The sequence below is a fragment of the Undibacterium sp. Ji49W genome (genome assembly GCF_049340205.1).
Taxonomy (GTDB): domain Bacteria; phylum Pseudomonadota; class Gammaproteobacteria; order Burkholderiales; family Burkholderiaceae_D; genus Undibacterium.
In genome coordinates, this window is the sequence record NZ_JBMPOW010000008.1 from 241,700 (window position 1) to 257,811 (window position 16,112).

The following is a 16,112-nucleotide window of genomic DNA, read 5'->3' on the forward strand; positions in this document are numbered from 1 at the left end:
CCAGTGAAGTTAAAGACCATAGCCCGGTGCATCGCCCTGATAGGCATCTCAGCCGGCAGTAGCGGATGGGTGCTGGCGCAGGAAAAACCTGCAGATGTACCGCAAAGAATTGAAATTACCGGCAGTAGCATCAAGCGTATTGCGGTAGAAGGCGCTGTGCCGATTGAGATCATCACCCGCAAACAGCTGGAAGCCGCAGGTATCGTGACGGCCGAACAGTTTATTGCCAATCTGAACATCAACGGCAATGGCTCTGACAATCTGGCCAGTAATGCAGACGTCACCTCCGGTGCACAACGTGGCAATAATGGCGCCTCTTCTGCCAATCTGCGCGGCCAGGGTTCAGACAGTACGCTGGTACTGCTGAACGGCAGGCGCGTTGCCACCCATGGGATGAAGGGCTCGGCAGTTGATCTGAACTCCATCCCCATGGCGGCAGTCGAAAGGATTGAAGTCCTGAAAGATGGCGCTTCGGCAATTTATGGTACCGACGCCATCGGCGGTGTCATCAACTTCATCCTGCGCAAGAACTATAGTGGTCTGGAAACACAGGCTTTCACCGATGTGACGCAACAGGGTGGCGGCAATATCAAACGCGTTTCCGTCGTTGGTGGTTTTGGTGATCTGGACAAGGACAACTACAATGTCCTGCTGACGGCAACCCATAGCGAAAATGATGCGCTGCGCGGTGACCAGCGTGATTTTGTGAATACCTTCCAGCCGAATCGCGGTCTGTCGGTCGATACCCGTGGCACACCTAACGCTACGGTATTTGCAACCTCACTGGCCAATACCATACTCAGCAACAAGAGTAATAACGGCCCGGTCTTTCCTGGTACGACACAGGTAATGAATGCCATCAATGTGCTGAACCTGCCGGGTGGCGCGGGCTGTAATTCTGTTGATGGCATGGCGGCGTATGATGCCAAGTTGTGGGATGTTGCCTCTTCCAAATATGCCTGCGCCTGGGATACGGGCCGTGCAGCGGTACTGCAACAGCCAGTCAAAAACGATAACTTTGTCGGACGTGCCACATTCAAGATCGGTACCCATCAACTGTTTGCCGAAGCAGTTGGCTCTCAGGTTGAAGTATCCAAGCGATTTTCGCCCAACCAGGTTTCACCAGGCACCAACTTCCCTGCGTCTTCATTCTATCCAAGTACCGGGGCTGCCTATAACTCTGTCTTCAATGCGATTGTCGCTGTATTCCCCAGCATAGAAGCGAATCGTGGTGCACCTATCGCCTACCGCTGGCGCTGTATGGAATGCGGCAACCGTGAAATCACGACCAAAACAGAAGCTGGTCGCCTGCAATTTGGTGCCGATGGCCAGATTGGCAAATGGGATTACCGTGTAGGTGTATCGCGTGCGTATAGCGAATCAGAATCCAAACTGGGTACCGGATATAACTATACCGTCGCACTGGCGAATGCCCTGGGAACCGGGATCATCAATCCTTTCCTGAAAGCAGGCGAAAAACAGTCACAAGCAGCGATAGACCTGATCAACAGCACATCTGCTGCCGGCGTCACCCTGTACGGTGGCAAAACCACGCTGACACAGGCAGATGCGGCCCTGTCAGGTGAAGTATGGCAATTGCCAGCCGGTGCTGTGATGGCCGCCGTGGGTATGGATTTGCGTAAAGAGGAATATGCGTTCAACGGTGATGCCCGCGTATCGAATGCGCGCCCTGCCATTCTGAATGCCCCATTTGACGATGCCAATGCCCTGCCTAACGTCAGCCGTGATATCCGTGCGGTGTACGCCGAGGTACTGGTACCGGTACTGAAGTCTCTGGAAGTCACCGTCGCTGGCCGTCAGGATCACTATTCGGGTTTCGGCAGCACTTTCAATCCCAAAGTGGCTTTCCGTTATACACCAACAGATAGCCTGTTGTTCCGTGGTTCGTATAACACTGGCTTCCGTGCACCATCGTTTAACCAGTTGTTTAACGGCGTGACTGATTCACCCTATGCAGGCAAAGATCTGGTCGATCCGGCCACTTGCCCTACACTCAAGGTAGACAGCACGAAACCTGGTTGTACATCCGTCACGCCAAATACCCTGACCGGTGGCAAGAGCAACCTGGGACCAGAAAAAGCCAAGCAGGGGACCGTGGGTATAGTGTGGGCACCAAGCACCAATTTCAGTGCCAATGCCGACATATGGGAAATCCGCAAGGAAAACACCATCATGTCCATCGACCTGACCACCATGCTGCAAAATTATGAACTGTTCAAAGCACAATTCATCCGTGATGGCAGCGGTAATCTGGCCTTTATCGACCAGCGTTGGGTAAACGCCGGTTCCAGCATCACCCGTGGTGTCGAAGTGGGTGCCAAGGCAAACGGTGCGGTATGGCGTGGTAAATGGACAGCAGGTATCGATGGTTCTTATCTGCTGGAGAAAAAATCCCGCCCTATGGCTAATGCACCTTATGGTGCCAGCGAAGTTGGCAGGTTCACCTTCACCGGTGATCTGGGCCTGAAGTGGAAGCATACAGCCTTTGTCACTTATACCGAAGGTAACTGGACAGGTATGCTGACACAGATTTATCGTGCCGGTTATAAAGACCAGGTATTGCCAGGTGTGCAAAGCGGTCTGGTCACGCCTTCGGACTACAATCCGGATGTCAAAGCCTATACCATCTACAACATGAGCGTGACGTATACCGGCATCAAGAGCCTGACGCTGACAGCGGGTCTGAAGAATATCTTCAATACCGACCCTCCGTTTGCCATCACCTATGACAGCAATACCGGTGCCGGCAGTTCATGGGAACCGCGCGTAGCAGATCCACGTGGCCGTTCTTTCACCTTGCTGGCGAATTACAAGTTCAAGTAATTCTCTGACGAATAAAAATCCCCTGATGTCAAAAAACATCAGGGGATTTTTTATGTCTGCATTGAAGTTTTTACATTTCAACTGATTGCTGGATTCATGAGCTTGCCGATAAAGATAATCAGGCCCGTCTGACGGTCACGTATCATGAACAGAAAAGGATGATCAAGTGTCACCTTGATAGGTGTGTCACCAATGATGCTGGTCACCCCAACTGCTACACCGGTAGCCGCTGCCGCTTCTGTTCCTTTTTCATCGACGCTAATAAATGCCTTGTGCACGATGGCCGACACAGACAAATCACGATTACCCGTCATCCCGGAAAAATCCGCCCTGCTGGCATCGAAAGCCGCACTCATGCCCAGCTTGCCCAGCACATCCGCCAGCATTGCCGCAGAACTGAAATTGAATTTTGGCAGGCTGAGAGCGACATACTGATCCTTCAGCGCAGAATTGATTTCGCTTACCGTGTTGCTATCGAGACTCTGGATAAAGCCATCAAACTTGCCTGCTTCCGGCATGATCAGCAACATGCTCAGTTTGTTATCTACGTATGGCAACTCCACCGCCTGATAATTCTTGCCCTGCACATACGGCAAACGTATGTCTTGCAACATGAAAGGCAGGCTGCGGATAGTGCCCTTGCGATCAGTAAAGTTCTGGTTGCCGGTTTTTTCTGCGGTGAAAGCTGTGGCCCAGTCAGATTTAAACCAGATGGCATTCGTCAGTACCACCCGGGTATTCGATGACACATCATTCGGGCCCAGCAAATTCTTGATTTTTTGCTGGGTCTGCTGTTCTACCCAGCTATTGATACTGAGGCGCGAAGCGTCCGGCGCTTTCATGAAATCCAGTAAATTGACTGCGGCGCCAAAATTGACTGCGAGTGCGTCCAGGTAAGCTGGCTGCAGACTGTAACCCTGCTGCGCCCACAAGGCATTGGCAATGGTCAAGCCTGGTAATTTGGTATTGGCGGCGGCATTGGTCTTTTCCGCCAGTTGTAAATCCAGGCGGTTCAAGGTCGGGAACAAGCGGTTTTGCTGCAACTTGAATACCAGAGCCTGCTCTATCCCTGCCAGCGTTTCCCCTTTCGCGCCAGCAGAAGTCATCGCCATTGCCTGGGTAATACTATATGGGGAATACACCAGATTACTGTCGCCAGTGGCGTCCAGCAAAGGCAATACTTTCAACGCAAATTCGGTATTCCCTGCAACGGCAGCAGCCACATCCGCATCGCTGGAAACAGGAAGCGGATTTCTTGTCAGGCTGGATTTGGCATTACTGATAGCCAGTGCATTTCCGGTCGCCGGGCTTGTGGATGCTACGGTACCACTGCCACCGCAAGCAGCCAGGCTAAGGACAGTGGCCAGGCTGAAGCAGGATATCAGGCCGTGATTAGATTTTTTTGCATACATTGTTTGTCTCCGTGATAGCTACACGGCGATCATACGCAACGCAAAAAAGCAAATCAGCTTACAAATGTATGCAATTTGTCATTAATTTGTAAGACCAGGCAACACCGCTGTGTTAGGGCAAGCTGGCAACAAATGTCGTTTCTATGACCTCAACCTGGGCACCCGTACCAACACGTTCATACAATTCGACAATATCGGTCGAGCGCATGCGTATGCAACCAAAGCTGGCAGGTGCACCCAGCAGACTCTCTTGTGGTGTGCCATGGATGTAGATAAAGCGAGGATAGGCATTGCGGTTACGCTCCTCCAAGCCGCGCAACCAGAAGATGCGGGTGACGACAGGATCACGACCCGGTGCATCAGCAGCCACGATCTCGCCGGTGGGCTTGCGGTCCTTGAAAACGGTGCCCATAGGCATACCGTCACCAAATTTCTCGGCCACCTGCATGCGACCACGCGGGGTCATATAACTGTCCGGCATGTCACCGACGCCGCGCTTGGCCGTCGATACCAGATAGCTGGCGATTTCCTTGCCGTCTTCCAGCACATGCATTCTTTGTTCGGGAACGGAAATGATCAACTGATGTCGCGTATCGGCAGACCGAAACCAGGTTGACTGGCAACCTGCCAGAAGCAATGCTGACATCAGCGCGATGAAATTATTACGACACAGTGTAAGCATTGTTCATCTCTCCTTGAATAGAAACCGAGCATAAGCTGAACAAAAGCTGCCGGCAAATAATTCTTGTGGTTTGATGCATTACCTGAAGTTATGGACCAGCTATGAGCTTTCATTTGTGCACTTCATTCCCAGCCTATAAGTTATGGGAATGTGTACCTGCATGCCTCTTGCATGCGGGTGCAGAAGCACTGGAAAGAACACCATGTTGAATACCGAAACACCCAGCAGCAGCCATACCGATCTGGACTTGTATCCCACTGAAGAATTGCTGCACGTTCTGATTGATGACCAATTCAATGCCATAAGGGCCGTGCGCCAGGTAGCAGCCCGCATTGCTGACGCATTGGATGCGGCTGCCCCGCGCATACTGGCTGGTGGCCGGCTGGTGTATGTAGGTGCCGGCACGTCCGGTCGTCTGGGGGTACTGGATGGTGTGGAATTGCTGCCCACATTTTCCTGGCCCAACGAGCGTGCGCTATCGCTGTTGGCAGGTGGCAAACAAGCCATGTTTGTTGCGGTTGAAGGGGCGGAAGATGATGCCGAAAAAGGTGCCAGCGAAATTCGTGAACTGGCATTGACCGCAAATGATGTGGTATTGCTGGTTGCGGCATCGGGTGCCACCCCGTATGTACTGGGGGCCTTGCAAGCCGCACGTGCCAGCGGTGCGCTGACCATAGGTTTTGCGAATAATCCAGATGCGCAAGTGACCGGCGCGGCCGACATCGGCATTACCCTCGATACCGGCAATGAAGTCATTTCCGGCAGTACCAGATTAAAGGCAGGTACCTCGCAAAAAGTAGCACTGAACAGTTTTTCTACCGCATTGATGGTAAGGCTGCACAAGGTCTACGGCAATCTGATGGTGGATGTCAAACCAACCAATGTCAAACTGTTGCGGCGCACAGTCAGCCTGACCATGCATGCCACCGGTCGTGACGAAGCCGAATGCCGCCGCGTGCTGGAAGAATGCGACTTCCACGTAAAGACCGCAATTCTTGCTATTTTGAATAACATCAGCGTCGCACATGCCAGCAACAGATTGGCCGAATGTGGCGATGATTTGCGACGTGCCTTGCAGGTACCGCAAAAGTAAGCACAACAACGCTGGCAACGCGTTACAATTTAGTTCGTCTTTTGTCACTCAGGTTGAATCATGCGACTGCGCCACATCGAAGTTTTCCACGCCATCATGCAGGCAGGCACGATCAGTGGCGCTGCGCAATTGCTAAATATTTCACAGCCAGCGGCAACCAAGGTCTTGCAGCACTGCGAGATTCAGCTGGGTCTGAAGCTGTTTGAACGCATCAAGGGAAAATTGCATCCGACACCGGAAGCACACAAGCTGTTTGCCGAAGTGGACCGCCTGAACCGCGACCTGCAATCAGTACGCCGGCTGGCCAGCAACCTGAAAAACCATCCTGACGAAGCAGTGCGACTGGCATCCACCCCCACACTGTCGATTACTGTCGTGCCTGCGGCCCTGGCAGCATGGCGCAAGAAATTTGCCCATGTCCACTGCACATTGGCGACTCACCATACCAGTGAAATCGTGAACGCCCTGTTGCTGGGTGACGTGGATTTTGCCCTGTCCCTGTATGACCCCTGCCACCCGAATATTGCATCTGAACCGCTGATACGCGGCTGCATGACAGCCATTGCGCCCATAGGTACCTGGTCCAGACAACTGGATAACACGGCCTTGCCGGTCAGTGATTTACCAAAGAACCTGATCGCACTCGATCTGGATGACCATCTGGTCAGTCGTGTCATGGATGCCTGCGAAGAACAGGGCCTGAGTTTTACGTCCTACACGGTGGTGCAGACCTATCTGCTGGCAAGGACTCTGGTAGAACTGGGAGCCGGTGCAGCAGTCATTGACCCCTTCACTGCGGCGACATCAGATCACAGCAAGGTGCAGTGCCGCCCGCTGTCGCCCAATGTACCGGTAGATTTGTATTTGCTGACCGTCAAAGCCACGCCCCTGTCACGTTCGGCACGGGCGTTTGTAGAATCCATCAAGGAAGCCGGTGCAGAGTTTATTGCCCGCACCTCGTAAGGTCCAAACTCATATCAATAAAAACGATACAGGGTAGTCAGTATCTGCTCTTCCCACAGACTGAGGCTGGAATAGTTACCCGGATTTTTTTCGGGGTCGGCAGCAACACCGCTGATGATGTAAATCATGCCATTGCGTGTTGCCGGGTCAAACATGAAGCCGGACTGCAGGCCATAGGCAAAACCCAGATGCCCGACTGCCTTGAATGCAGGTTTTCCTTTCACTGGCGATACCAGCCTGTCACCATAGTGCTGAGCGCTGACATCGCTGAAACGCTGAAAACCCAGACCCCATGCCTGGAACAGGCCATGATAGTCGTCCCCATTGCGGGCACTTTTATCATAGCGCCATTGTTCACTGAGCAGTGCACGGACACTGGCAGACTGCAGGAAGCGCCTGCCATCCAGCTCGCCTTCATTCATCAACATCAGCATGATGCGAGCCAGGCCCTGTACATCAATCCGTAAGCCACCTTGCGGGCTGAATAAGGTGGCATTGCTGCCAGGGACATAATTATCCAGCGACCTTTTGACCAGAGGTGTTGCGCGAAAATCGTCGGTCTGGGCGACCCAGGGGCCTTGCAGGTTCCAGATTTCATTTTCCTGCTTGCGGTATAACACGGCCAGTCTGGATAATTCATCCGGCGACAGCAGTTCGGGATGGTAAGCACCTGTCACACCGAGTGGACGCAAGACGGTATCCCGCATGAACATATCAAAGCGCTGGCCACTGGCAGCTTCCATGACCGTACCAAGGACTCCCCAGTTCAGGTTCACATAATGAAAGTACTTACCCGGCGCGCGCGATTCACCTGCCTGCTCGCCGGACGGCCTAGCCCATTGCAGACCACGATCAAAATGTGCGCCAGCAGGCAACAGAAAACTATGCAAGCTCACATTGGCTGGGAAATTGTAGCCGCCCTCATCCCGCAGCGATGAAGTATGACTGAGCAGCATGCGGGTGGTAATGGCAACATCGGGGAAATGCGGATTTCTGACTTGATAACCCAGATAGCGACTGATATCGGCATCCAGGTCCAGCCTGCCTTGTTCGACCAGGCACATCGCTCCTATGGCAGCTACCATTTTTGACACAGACGCCACGCGGAACAGGGTCTGCGCATCCACCGCCAGGTTATTGGCAGGATGATCGCGGGCTATATAACGCTGACCAAACTGCTGCTGGTAAATGATTTTGCCGTTTTTAATGCTCAGCACCGATAGTCCGGCAAGGGGTAATTGGGGGTCTGCGACGATGCTTGCCAGTTTTTTCGTCACCTGGCTGTCAAGACTGGACTGCGGAACAGAAGATGCAGAAGATGTTTGTGCCATGGCTGCCCCCATCCAGAATGGCATGGCCTGTGCAGTTATTGCAGCGGCTGATGCGCAGATGAGCAACAGGCGCTGACATACCTTCTGGCGCCGGCCTGGCTGCCCAATCTGCATGATAGCGCGCATATCAGTCTATACGCAGATAGGTCTGGCGCACGACGACCGGGTCGCCACAATTGAAATGCCACCATTCGCTGTTGATACCACGATAACCACCATGAAACATGGCTTGTCGCAGAATATTACGCTGATCAAGGTGAGTCTGGCTTAATTGCCCCTCTGCCAGCATTTTCTGTTCCAGTACAGGATGGGATTTTTCTTCCATGGCATCAAAACCACTGCCCATGTCCAGTTCCTTGCCATCGGCATCGATCAGTGTGACATCGACCGCCATGCCAAAGGAATGGATGGAGCCACGTGCAGGGTCAGCCACATACATGCGCAGCGGGGTGCCATCTAGATGCTGCCACAGCATTTCCTGAATGCGGTGTGGACGCAAGGCATCCAGTACCAGAATACGGTAGGCGGGATAATGTTCGCGCAGCCAGTTGACGGCTGACTGCAAAGCCTGTGCCGCTTCCCGGTGCAACCAGCGACAGTCGAGATCGCCATATAAATCGCGCCCGACAAAATTGTCGTCGCCGACATAACGCAAATCGATGACAACACCGTCTACAGTATCGAGCCGGCAAAAATCCGGATGATCAGCAATGATTTCACAACGCACAAAGGCTCCATACAACAGAGTTTTTCATACTGGCAGCATAGGGATAGTCCCCCGCCCCTGCCAATGAAAACTTACCGATAACATATAACCAGAAGGAATAATCATTTTTCATGCTCCTCCTGCCGTCCAACATCTAATTTGCCGTCACTATTTAAGCGCCTTGCTACGTGCCGCCGTATCAATATCCAGATAACGCCAGTTGGTAAAATCGACCGGATGACGATAATAGTTCTGTAGCCAGGCTTGCGTTAGATCGGCCGTAACCGGATGAATACGTGTCACCCACGGCGTGTAGCCATGCATGAGTTGTGCCATCTGGCGGTACAGGGCAGTACGTTCCGGCGAATCGCTAAGGCGTATTGCCTGTTCGTACAGTTTGTTGAATGCTGGCAGGTTAAAGCGTGCATAGTTGGCACGGCCTGCATTGGGGCCATACAACAGCTGGTAAAAATTCTCGGCATCGGGAAAATCGGCGATCCAGTTGGCCTCGGTCATTTGCACTTTGCCGAGACGGGCTGCCCGTATGATTTCCGAATGTTTGTCGGTCTTGAAACTGACATGGATACCCAGTGCATCCAGATTCTTGCGCCAGACTTCATCACGCAGGCGTCCGGTGGTGCTAGCCAGCGTATGCATCTGCAATTGCAGGGGCTGGCCATCCGGCAGCTTGCGATAATTGTCCGCACCACGTTTATAGCCAAATTTATCCAGCAAGGCATTCGCCAGTTTCAGGTCATATTGCACCGGGCTTTTATAAGCAGCATCGTAACCCAGCACATTTGGCGGCAAAGGAGATTGCGCCTGGATGGCCAGGCCTTTTTCCATCAGGGCGATATCTTCACGACTGTCATAGCCCAAGGCAATTGCGCGGCGCAGGGCGATTTTTTCCGGGGTATAGCCACCTATGACCGGATCTTCCATATTCATCCACATGTAATAGGTTTGCAAGGGTGTGAACAAAGACAGCCGCACGCCTTGCTGCTGTAGCGCAGGTTTCAGCTTGCCATTGTCCAGCACCATATTCGACAAGGGTGCTGGCACCTGTTCCAGGTAATCAAATTCGTGGTTCAGGAATCCCAGCACGCGCGACTGCTGCTCTTCCATGACTTTGATTTCCACCTTGCTGACGCGTGGCAAAGTCTGCCCGGCAAGCTCAGTTGCGATCTTGCGGGAGACATCATCGATACCCTGATCATTGAAGATCACCTTGCGGTAATGCGGATTGGCCAGCAGTTCAATCCTGAAACTGCGTTGCCATTGACCCAGCATGAACGGGCCGGTGCCCACCGGATGGTTGCCTACCTGATTAGGGTAAGCCTCAACTACTTCCCGCGCTACCGCCCCCGTGGCAGTGGTGGCCAGGATAAACAGGAAATTGCTGTCCGGTGCATTCAGACGTATGCGCAAGGTGTACCGATCCAGCGCCTGCAAGCCGGGGATGCTGGTCTGCAGACTGAATTCCTGCCCCTTGCCATCTTTGCCCTGGCGCAGTTTCTCATCACCCAGCAACTTGCCTTCAAACATGAAGAGCCAGGGTGATTTGACGGTAGGATCATACAGACGCTTGATGCTGTAGATGTAATCATCCGCCGTCAATTCGCGCGGCTTGTCCTTGAATGCAGGATCAGAGGTAAAGAAAATACCCTGTTGCAAATGCAGGGTATAAGTCCTACCTTCATCCGTCACGTCAGGCATGGATTTCAGGGTATTTGGCTTGAGTTTGAGCGGCCGCGCCAGGTAGTCATAGCGCAGCATGGGCTCGAAAATATTTTCATTGATACTGACCGAAGGCACATCCGATGCCACAGCCGGGTCCAGCGCACCTTCGGGCGTGGTGATCAGCACCCGCAATACTTTATCGGCAGCGGGTGCAGTTTGTGTGGCCTGTGCTGCATGTGCTGCCTGTGCCAGAGGCACAATACCGGTCACAGCCAGCGACAAAAACAGGCTCGAGCTCAGACTAAAAAGCAGACGATGGCTCATGCACTGGCCTCAGACAAACTGGCCAGACGCGGGTTTGCCATAGTCAGGTAAAACCATTCTTCGCCCGGACTGGCACCGGCATCGGGGAAGATGATGCGACCATCCTGCTCAGCCCTGAGCTCGCTGCCATCTGCCCTGACGGCGATCAGATCCCCCTGCTTCAATGCATCAAAACTGCGCCATTCACGCACGAAGCGGTCATCCACATGGAATTTATCGATGACATCATAGATTCTCAATGCCTCCATCTGCGTCACCGGTTCGGGTACGGTACCGGCAATCACGCCAAGATGACGCAGACTGTTGACGATAGCCCGATAGCCGACTTCAGGCGCCTGTGGATCAAGATGCTGACCACATTCCAGTGTCATCGCATAACCACCGACAGAACGCATATATTCTGTGGTGCCGACACCAAACTGGGTATTCGCATTCGCCAGGGTTTTCACATCCGCATCATGAGCAAGTCGCTGCTGGCGCCGCTGCACACCGCGCGCATAGGTACTCAGCCAGCCATCGACCAGCCGGTGTACGCCTAGACGCATGGCCATGGCCAGTTCATGTTTGGCGTAACTGAAGGATTCGAGCGGACCACGGTTGTTTTCCGGTCCGATCAGCACAAAGGCCTCCCCCTGACTGCGGAAAGAATGCAGATCAAGCAAGACTTCGTGCTGGGCAAACAAAGGGCATAGCCAGTTGGCGACATGATCTTCAAATTCGCTGACATCCTCCGTAGGGATCAGGCGACGGTTCAGATTGCGTTCCCCTTCGCGCTGTCCTAACTGGTAAGCCAGTGGATTACATACCGGCACCAGGGTCACGCGACCGGCAACCAGCTGCAAGATGCCGCTTTCGAGTTCGCTGATTACGCGCCGGATAGCCTTGGTACCGCAGGTTTCATTACCATGTACAGCACCGGTGATGATGACGGTAGTCCCGGTCTGGGGTGACTGGAAGCTGCTGCTCTGGAAAGCATAAGGATAGTTTCTTGTATTCATGGTTCATTCGGCTTTCTTGCCAAAAGCCGGGTCTACTTTAATGAGGGCCGTCACCACAAAGGTGGGGATGGCAGCGATACAAATCCAGACAAAAAAGTGGGAATAGCCCAAAAACTCCTGCAACCAGCCGCTGAACAGGCCCGGCAGCATCATGCTCATGGCCATGAAACCGGTACAGATTGCATAATGGGCAGTCTTGTGTTCACCATCTGCAATCATGATCATATACAGCACATAGGCGGTAAAACCAAAGCCATAACCCATTTGCTCAAAAGCGACGGCGATAGCGATCAGTATTTCACTTTGCGGCTGCACAAATGCCAGGTACACATACACGAGATGGGGCACATTGATCGCCATGGCCATGGGCCACAGACAGCGCTTCAGGCCATAACGTGCAATCAGCGCACCGCCAATCAAGCCGCCGGCGGTCAGTGCCACCATGCCTGCCGTACCATAAATAACACCCACCTCTTGCGTGGTCAGGCCTAGCCCGCCCTTCGCAGTTGCATCCAGTAAAAAAAGTGGCGCTATTTTCACCAGTTGTGCCTCACCAAAACGATACAGCAAGAGAAAGGCAATGCTGATCAACACATTTTTCTTTTTGATGAACTTACCAAAGATCGTCAGGAAAGTAGCGACCACCTGATTCGGGTCACCATGCGCAAGATCACTAACGGGTCTTGGCAAGGCATATTTATGGTAGGCAGACAAGCCTATGAACATCACCGATAGCACGCAAAAAACAACGATCCAGCCCAACCGGGGATTTGCGGTCAAATCACCCAAGGTACCAGCCAGATACACCAGGGCACCTTGCCCAGTCAGCATCGATATCCGGAAAAACATGCTGCGTACACCAACAAATGCGGCCTGCTGATGCTGCTCCAGCGCCAGCATGTAAAACCCGTCAGAACTGATGTCATGGGTGGCCGCGCTGAATGCCAGCAACCAGAACACCAGCAATGTGGCCTGAAAGAAGCCCGGCATGGGTATGGCCAAAGCCACCACCCCGAACAAAGCGCCGATCAGGAGTTCCAGAGTAATTATCCAAAAGCGCTTGGTCTTGTACATATCCACAAAGGGTGACCACAAAGGCTTGATCACAAAAGGTAAATAGAGCCAACTTGTATATAAAGCAATATCATAATTGGAAATATCCAGCTTTTTGTACATAATGACGGAAAGTGTCATGACGACTACGTATGGAATTCCCTGACTGAAATACAATGACGGTATCCAGCGCCATAATTCTGGCACCTGGGTGGATTGCTTGCTGTTTGCTATCTCGCTTGTCATTGTCGTCTTTTTCTTGAGAGCTTATTTGAGGCTGATTTGGATTCTGATCTGATGTCAAGCTAAATTGCAAGGCGGTTCCTGGAATCTGTTTACAGTACATGTTCCCAGTAAAGCGGGGAGAACGCGATTGAAATTTTGCGACCGGTTCATAGCAAAAAGTTATAACCCGGGTGCATCTTTTCATTCGTAGCCAGCGCCAGAAGCGCCCTATGATAAACGAACAACTGCACGTTATTACGATTCAGTTCAACGATGGCCCAACAATTTCCCAGGAATTATCCGTTTATGCTCGCTGACATGGCATCTGACCAGCAGGAACAGGCGCCAGGCCAGACCAGGCGGATTGCTCTGGGCATAGATGCAGGCGGCACGCAAACGCGCTGGGCATTGGCAACCCAGGATGAACAGATACTTGCCAGTGGCACAGCCGCTGGCCTGACCGCCCTGCAAACCGATACTGCCGAAGGCATAGAAGCATTGCGCCAGATTTTTGCCGGGCTGGCTGCCACCGCGGGCAGCCATGGCCAGGTTGGCAGCATACGCGCCGGTATTACCGGCTTTGGCGGCGATGCGCACACCTTGCCAGACATGCTGGCCGACAGTTTTGGAATCGAAGACAACTGGATTTCCGTCAGCAATGACATAGAAATTGCTTACCTGGACATTTTCAAACCTGGTACCGGTTACCTGATCTATGCCGGCACCGGCTCCATCGCAGCCTATATTGATGCCGAAGGTACGTTTCATCGTGCCGGCGGGCGTGGTTATTTGCTGGATGATGCCGGTGGCGGCTTCTGGATCGCCCGTGAAGCCATGCGCAAATTATGGCGCGCCGAAGACGAACATCCCGATCATTGGAAAGAATCTGACATGGCGAAACGCCTGTTCAAACTGATAGGTGGCAATGACTGGAATATCTCGCGCGATTTCATTTATCACCGCAGCCGTGGTGATATCGGCAAACTGGCACTGGCGGTTGCCGCTGCTGCCAATAACGACCCGGAGGCCATGGAGATATTGCAAAACGCAGGAAAGGAATTGGCGCGCCTGGGCATCGCCATGTGTACCCGCTTTGGCAACAAACCGATTGCACTAAGTGGCAGGGTACAGGAATTGCACCCTGCCATCGTTGAATCCCTGCGCATCCATCTGCCGCCAGAAATCAGCCTGCGCCAGAGTACTTGCCAGGCCCATTTTTCCGCAGCCAGACTGGCTGCCCGACAACTCAAAAACAAATCATGAAAAAAAACTACCTGTATAGTCTGATGGCAGCACTCAGCATCTTCATCAGCGGCTGTGCCAGCACAAGTGTCAATACCGCAACGACCATCAACACGACACCCAAGCCTGCCATCAAAACAGCAGCACCTTATGTTGAAAATGGTATAGACAAGAGCATTCTTGCAAAAAGCCAGGAGGAACGTGTGCAGTTCCTCATCCTGCATTACACCGCCATTGACCAGCCCACTTCGCTGCGTGCATTGAGTGAACAGGGTGTAAGCGCCCATTACCTGGTCGGTGATGAAGACCCCATCAAGGTCTGGCAACTGGTGCCGGAAAACCGCATGTCTTATCACGCCGGTCTGAGCGAATGGAAAGGCTATAGCCGCCTGAATGCCAGTTCCATAGGCATAGAAATCGTCAACATCGGGTTCAAGGATACACCCGAAGGCCGCATCTACTTCCCCTTCCCGCAAGCGCAGATAGACCGTGTTATCACGCTGGTCAAAGATATCTCGGCCCGTTATCAGATCCGCCCTGAATACATACTCGGCCATTCCGACATTGCGCCACAACGCAAATCCGACCCAGGTCCCATGTTCCCATGGAAGCAATTGGCCGATGCCGGTTTGATACCCTGGCCACAGCCCGCTGAAGTAGCACAACGCCTGCCTGCCTTTGAAGCGCAGTTGCCAGACGTAAAATGGTTCCAGCAAAAGCTGGCACAATATGGTTATGGCGTCCCGCAAAATGGCGTGCTTGACCCTGCGACCCGCAGTGTGCTGGTGGCCTTCCAGACCAAGTATCGTCCGGCAAAGTTTGATGGTACCCCAGACGCAGAAACCGCCGCCATGCTTGATACCCTGCTCGCCAATCTGAAAACAAAATGAAGATGGCTGCTAGCTTCGTCATCCCGCCGCAACTGATACAGCAACGTGGCCTGACAGAGCAGGATGAAGCGCAGGAACTGGTACTGGCAGAAACCGGAGAAGATGGCAGGGAATATTTTCTGACCCCTGCCACCAATCAGGCATGGCAAGCGATGAAAACCGCTGCCATGCAGGATGGCATTGCCCTGCTGATGATATCGGCCTTTCGCAGCATCGCCAGGCAAACTGACATCATCAGCGACAAGCTTGCTGAGGGCAAGCAACTGGAAGACATCTTGCTGGTCTGCGCCCCACCCGGTTATAGCGAACATCATACCGGCCGCGCCATCGACATCGCCACACCGGAAGACCCGGAACTGGAAATTTCTTTCGACACCACTCCGGCGTTCGCCTGGCTGCAAGCCAACGCCAGCCGCTTTGGCTTTCATCTGTCTTACCCACCGGGCAATAGCAGCGGGTTTCAGTATGAGCCCTGGCATTGGTGTTATGGGTAAAAAATAATACATACACGTAGCCACTCCAACTACGTTGCGGCGACTAGCCCTATTCTTTAAATTGGCTTCTTAGCGGCACTAGCCTTGCTAGCATTTCAGTGCAGTTCAATAAAATCCAGATATTTCCATATCGCCTGCCATTCCGCTTTTCCACAAAGCTATCGTAGAAAAATAC

General features: G+C 52.9%; 13 protein-coding genes. 6 read left to right on the forward strand and 7 right to left on the reverse strand.

Features of this window, described 5'->3' with window-relative positions:
• Positions 1–3 precede the first annotated feature (3 nt).
• Positions 4–2,844 carry a TonB-dependent receptor domain-containing protein gene (locus ACO0LK_RS12225; RefSeq protein ID WP_422975403.1) on the forward strand — a complete coding sequence of 947 codons (2,841 nt, stop codon included), beginning with the start codon at positions 4–6 and terminating at the stop codon, positions 2,842–2,844.
• Positions 2,845–2,921: 77 nt separating this feature from the next.
• Here the strand turns inward: ACO0LK_RS12225 and ACO0LK_RS12230 are convergent, their stop codons facing one another.
• Together ACO0LK_RS12230 and ACO0LK_RS12235 are read right to left on the reverse strand one after the other, a co-directional pair.
• Positions 2,922–4,256, reverse strand: coding sequence for a serpin family protein (locus ACO0LK_RS12230; RefSeq protein WP_422975405.1), 1,335 nt, complete (start codon positions 4,254–4,256; stop codon positions 2,922–2,924).
• A 112-nt stretch (positions 4,257–4,368) separates the two neighbouring features.
• Complete coding sequence (locus ACO0LK_RS12235) at positions 4,369–4,938, reverse strand: L,D-transpeptidase family protein (RefSeq protein ID WP_422975406.1); 570 nt, start codon at positions 4,936–4,938, stop codon at positions 4,369–4,371.
• Positions 4,939–5,140: 202 nt separating this feature from the next.
• Between ACO0LK_RS12235 and ACO0LK_RS12240 the strand changes: the two genes are divergently transcribed.
• Together ACO0LK_RS12240 and ACO0LK_RS12245 are read left to right on the forward strand one after the other, a co-directional pair.
• Positions 5,141–6,031, forward strand: coding sequence for an N-acetylmuramic acid 6-phosphate etherase (locus tag ACO0LK_RS12240; RefSeq protein WP_422975408.1), 891 nt, complete (start codon positions 5,141–5,143; stop codon positions 6,029–6,031).
• Positions 6,032–6,091: 60 nt separating this feature from the next.
• Positions 6,092–6,994, forward strand: coding sequence for a LysR family transcriptional regulator (locus ACO0LK_RS12245; protein WP_422975410.1), 903 nt, complete (start codon positions 6,092–6,094; stop codon positions 6,992–6,994).
• A gap of 14 nt (positions 6,995–7,008) precedes the next feature.
• Here ACO0LK_RS12245 and ACO0LK_RS12250 read toward each other — a convergent pair whose 3' ends face one another.
• The 5 genes from ACO0LK_RS12250 to ACO0LK_RS12270 form a co-directional block, all read right to left on the reverse strand.
• Complete coding sequence (locus ACO0LK_RS12250; RefSeq protein ID WP_422975412.1) at positions 7,009–8,451, reverse strand: serine hydrolase domain-containing protein; 1,443 nt, start codon at positions 8,449–8,451, stop codon at positions 7,009–7,011.
• Position 8,452: 1 nt separating this feature from the next.
• The gene (locus tag ACO0LK_RS12255; protein WP_422975414.1) at positions 8,453–9,052 is read right to left on the reverse strand and encodes a M15 family metallopeptidase; all 600 of its coding nucleotides are present in this window, start codon (positions 9,050–9,052) and stop codon (positions 8,453–8,455) included.
• Positions 9,053–9,199: 147 nt separating this feature from the next.
• Positions 9,200–11,035, reverse strand: a complete 1,836-nt coding sequence (locus tag ACO0LK_RS12260) for an ABC transporter substrate-binding protein (RefSeq protein WP_422975416.1) — start codon at positions 11,033–11,035, stop codon at positions 9,200–9,202.
• Positions 11,032–12,033, reverse strand: a complete 1,002-nt coding sequence (locus ACO0LK_RS12265; protein WP_422975418.1) for a succinylglutamate desuccinylase — start codon at positions 12,031–12,033, stop codon at positions 11,032–11,034. The genes ACO0LK_RS12260 and ACO0LK_RS12265 overlap by 4 nt, the downstream gene beginning before the upstream one ends.
• A 3-nt stretch (positions 12,034–12,036) precedes the next feature.
• Entirely contained in the window at positions 12,037–13,332 is a 1,296-nt protein-coding gene (locus ACO0LK_RS12270; protein WP_422975420.1) for an MFS transporter, read from the reverse strand.
• Positions 13,333–13,584: 252 nt separating this feature from the next.
• On the opposite strand from ACO0LK_RS12270, the gene ACO0LK_RS12275 reads away from it, so the two are divergent.
• The 3 genes from ACO0LK_RS12275 to ACO0LK_RS12285 are packed head-to-tail and all read left to right on the forward strand — an operon-like array spanning position 13,585 to position 15,937.
• Positions 13,585–14,574 (forward strand): N-acetylglucosamine kinase, encoded by a 990-nt coding sequence (locus ACO0LK_RS12275; RefSeq protein WP_422975422.1) that lies wholly within the window; start codon positions 13,585–13,587, stop codon positions 14,572–14,574.
• Complete coding sequence (locus ACO0LK_RS12280) at positions 14,571–15,443, forward strand: N-acetylmuramoyl-L-alanine amidase (protein WP_422975424.1); 873 nt, start codon at positions 14,571–14,573, stop codon at positions 15,441–15,443. The genes ACO0LK_RS12275 and ACO0LK_RS12280 overlap by 4 nt, the downstream gene beginning before the upstream one ends.
• On the forward strand, positions 15,440–15,937 hold the full coding sequence (locus ACO0LK_RS12285; protein ID WP_422975426.1) for a M15 family metallopeptidase: 498 nt from the start codon (positions 15,440–15,442) through the stop codon (positions 15,935–15,937). The genes ACO0LK_RS12280 and ACO0LK_RS12285 overlap by 4 nt, the downstream gene beginning before the upstream one ends.
• Positions 15,938–16,112: the final 175 nt, after the last annotated feature.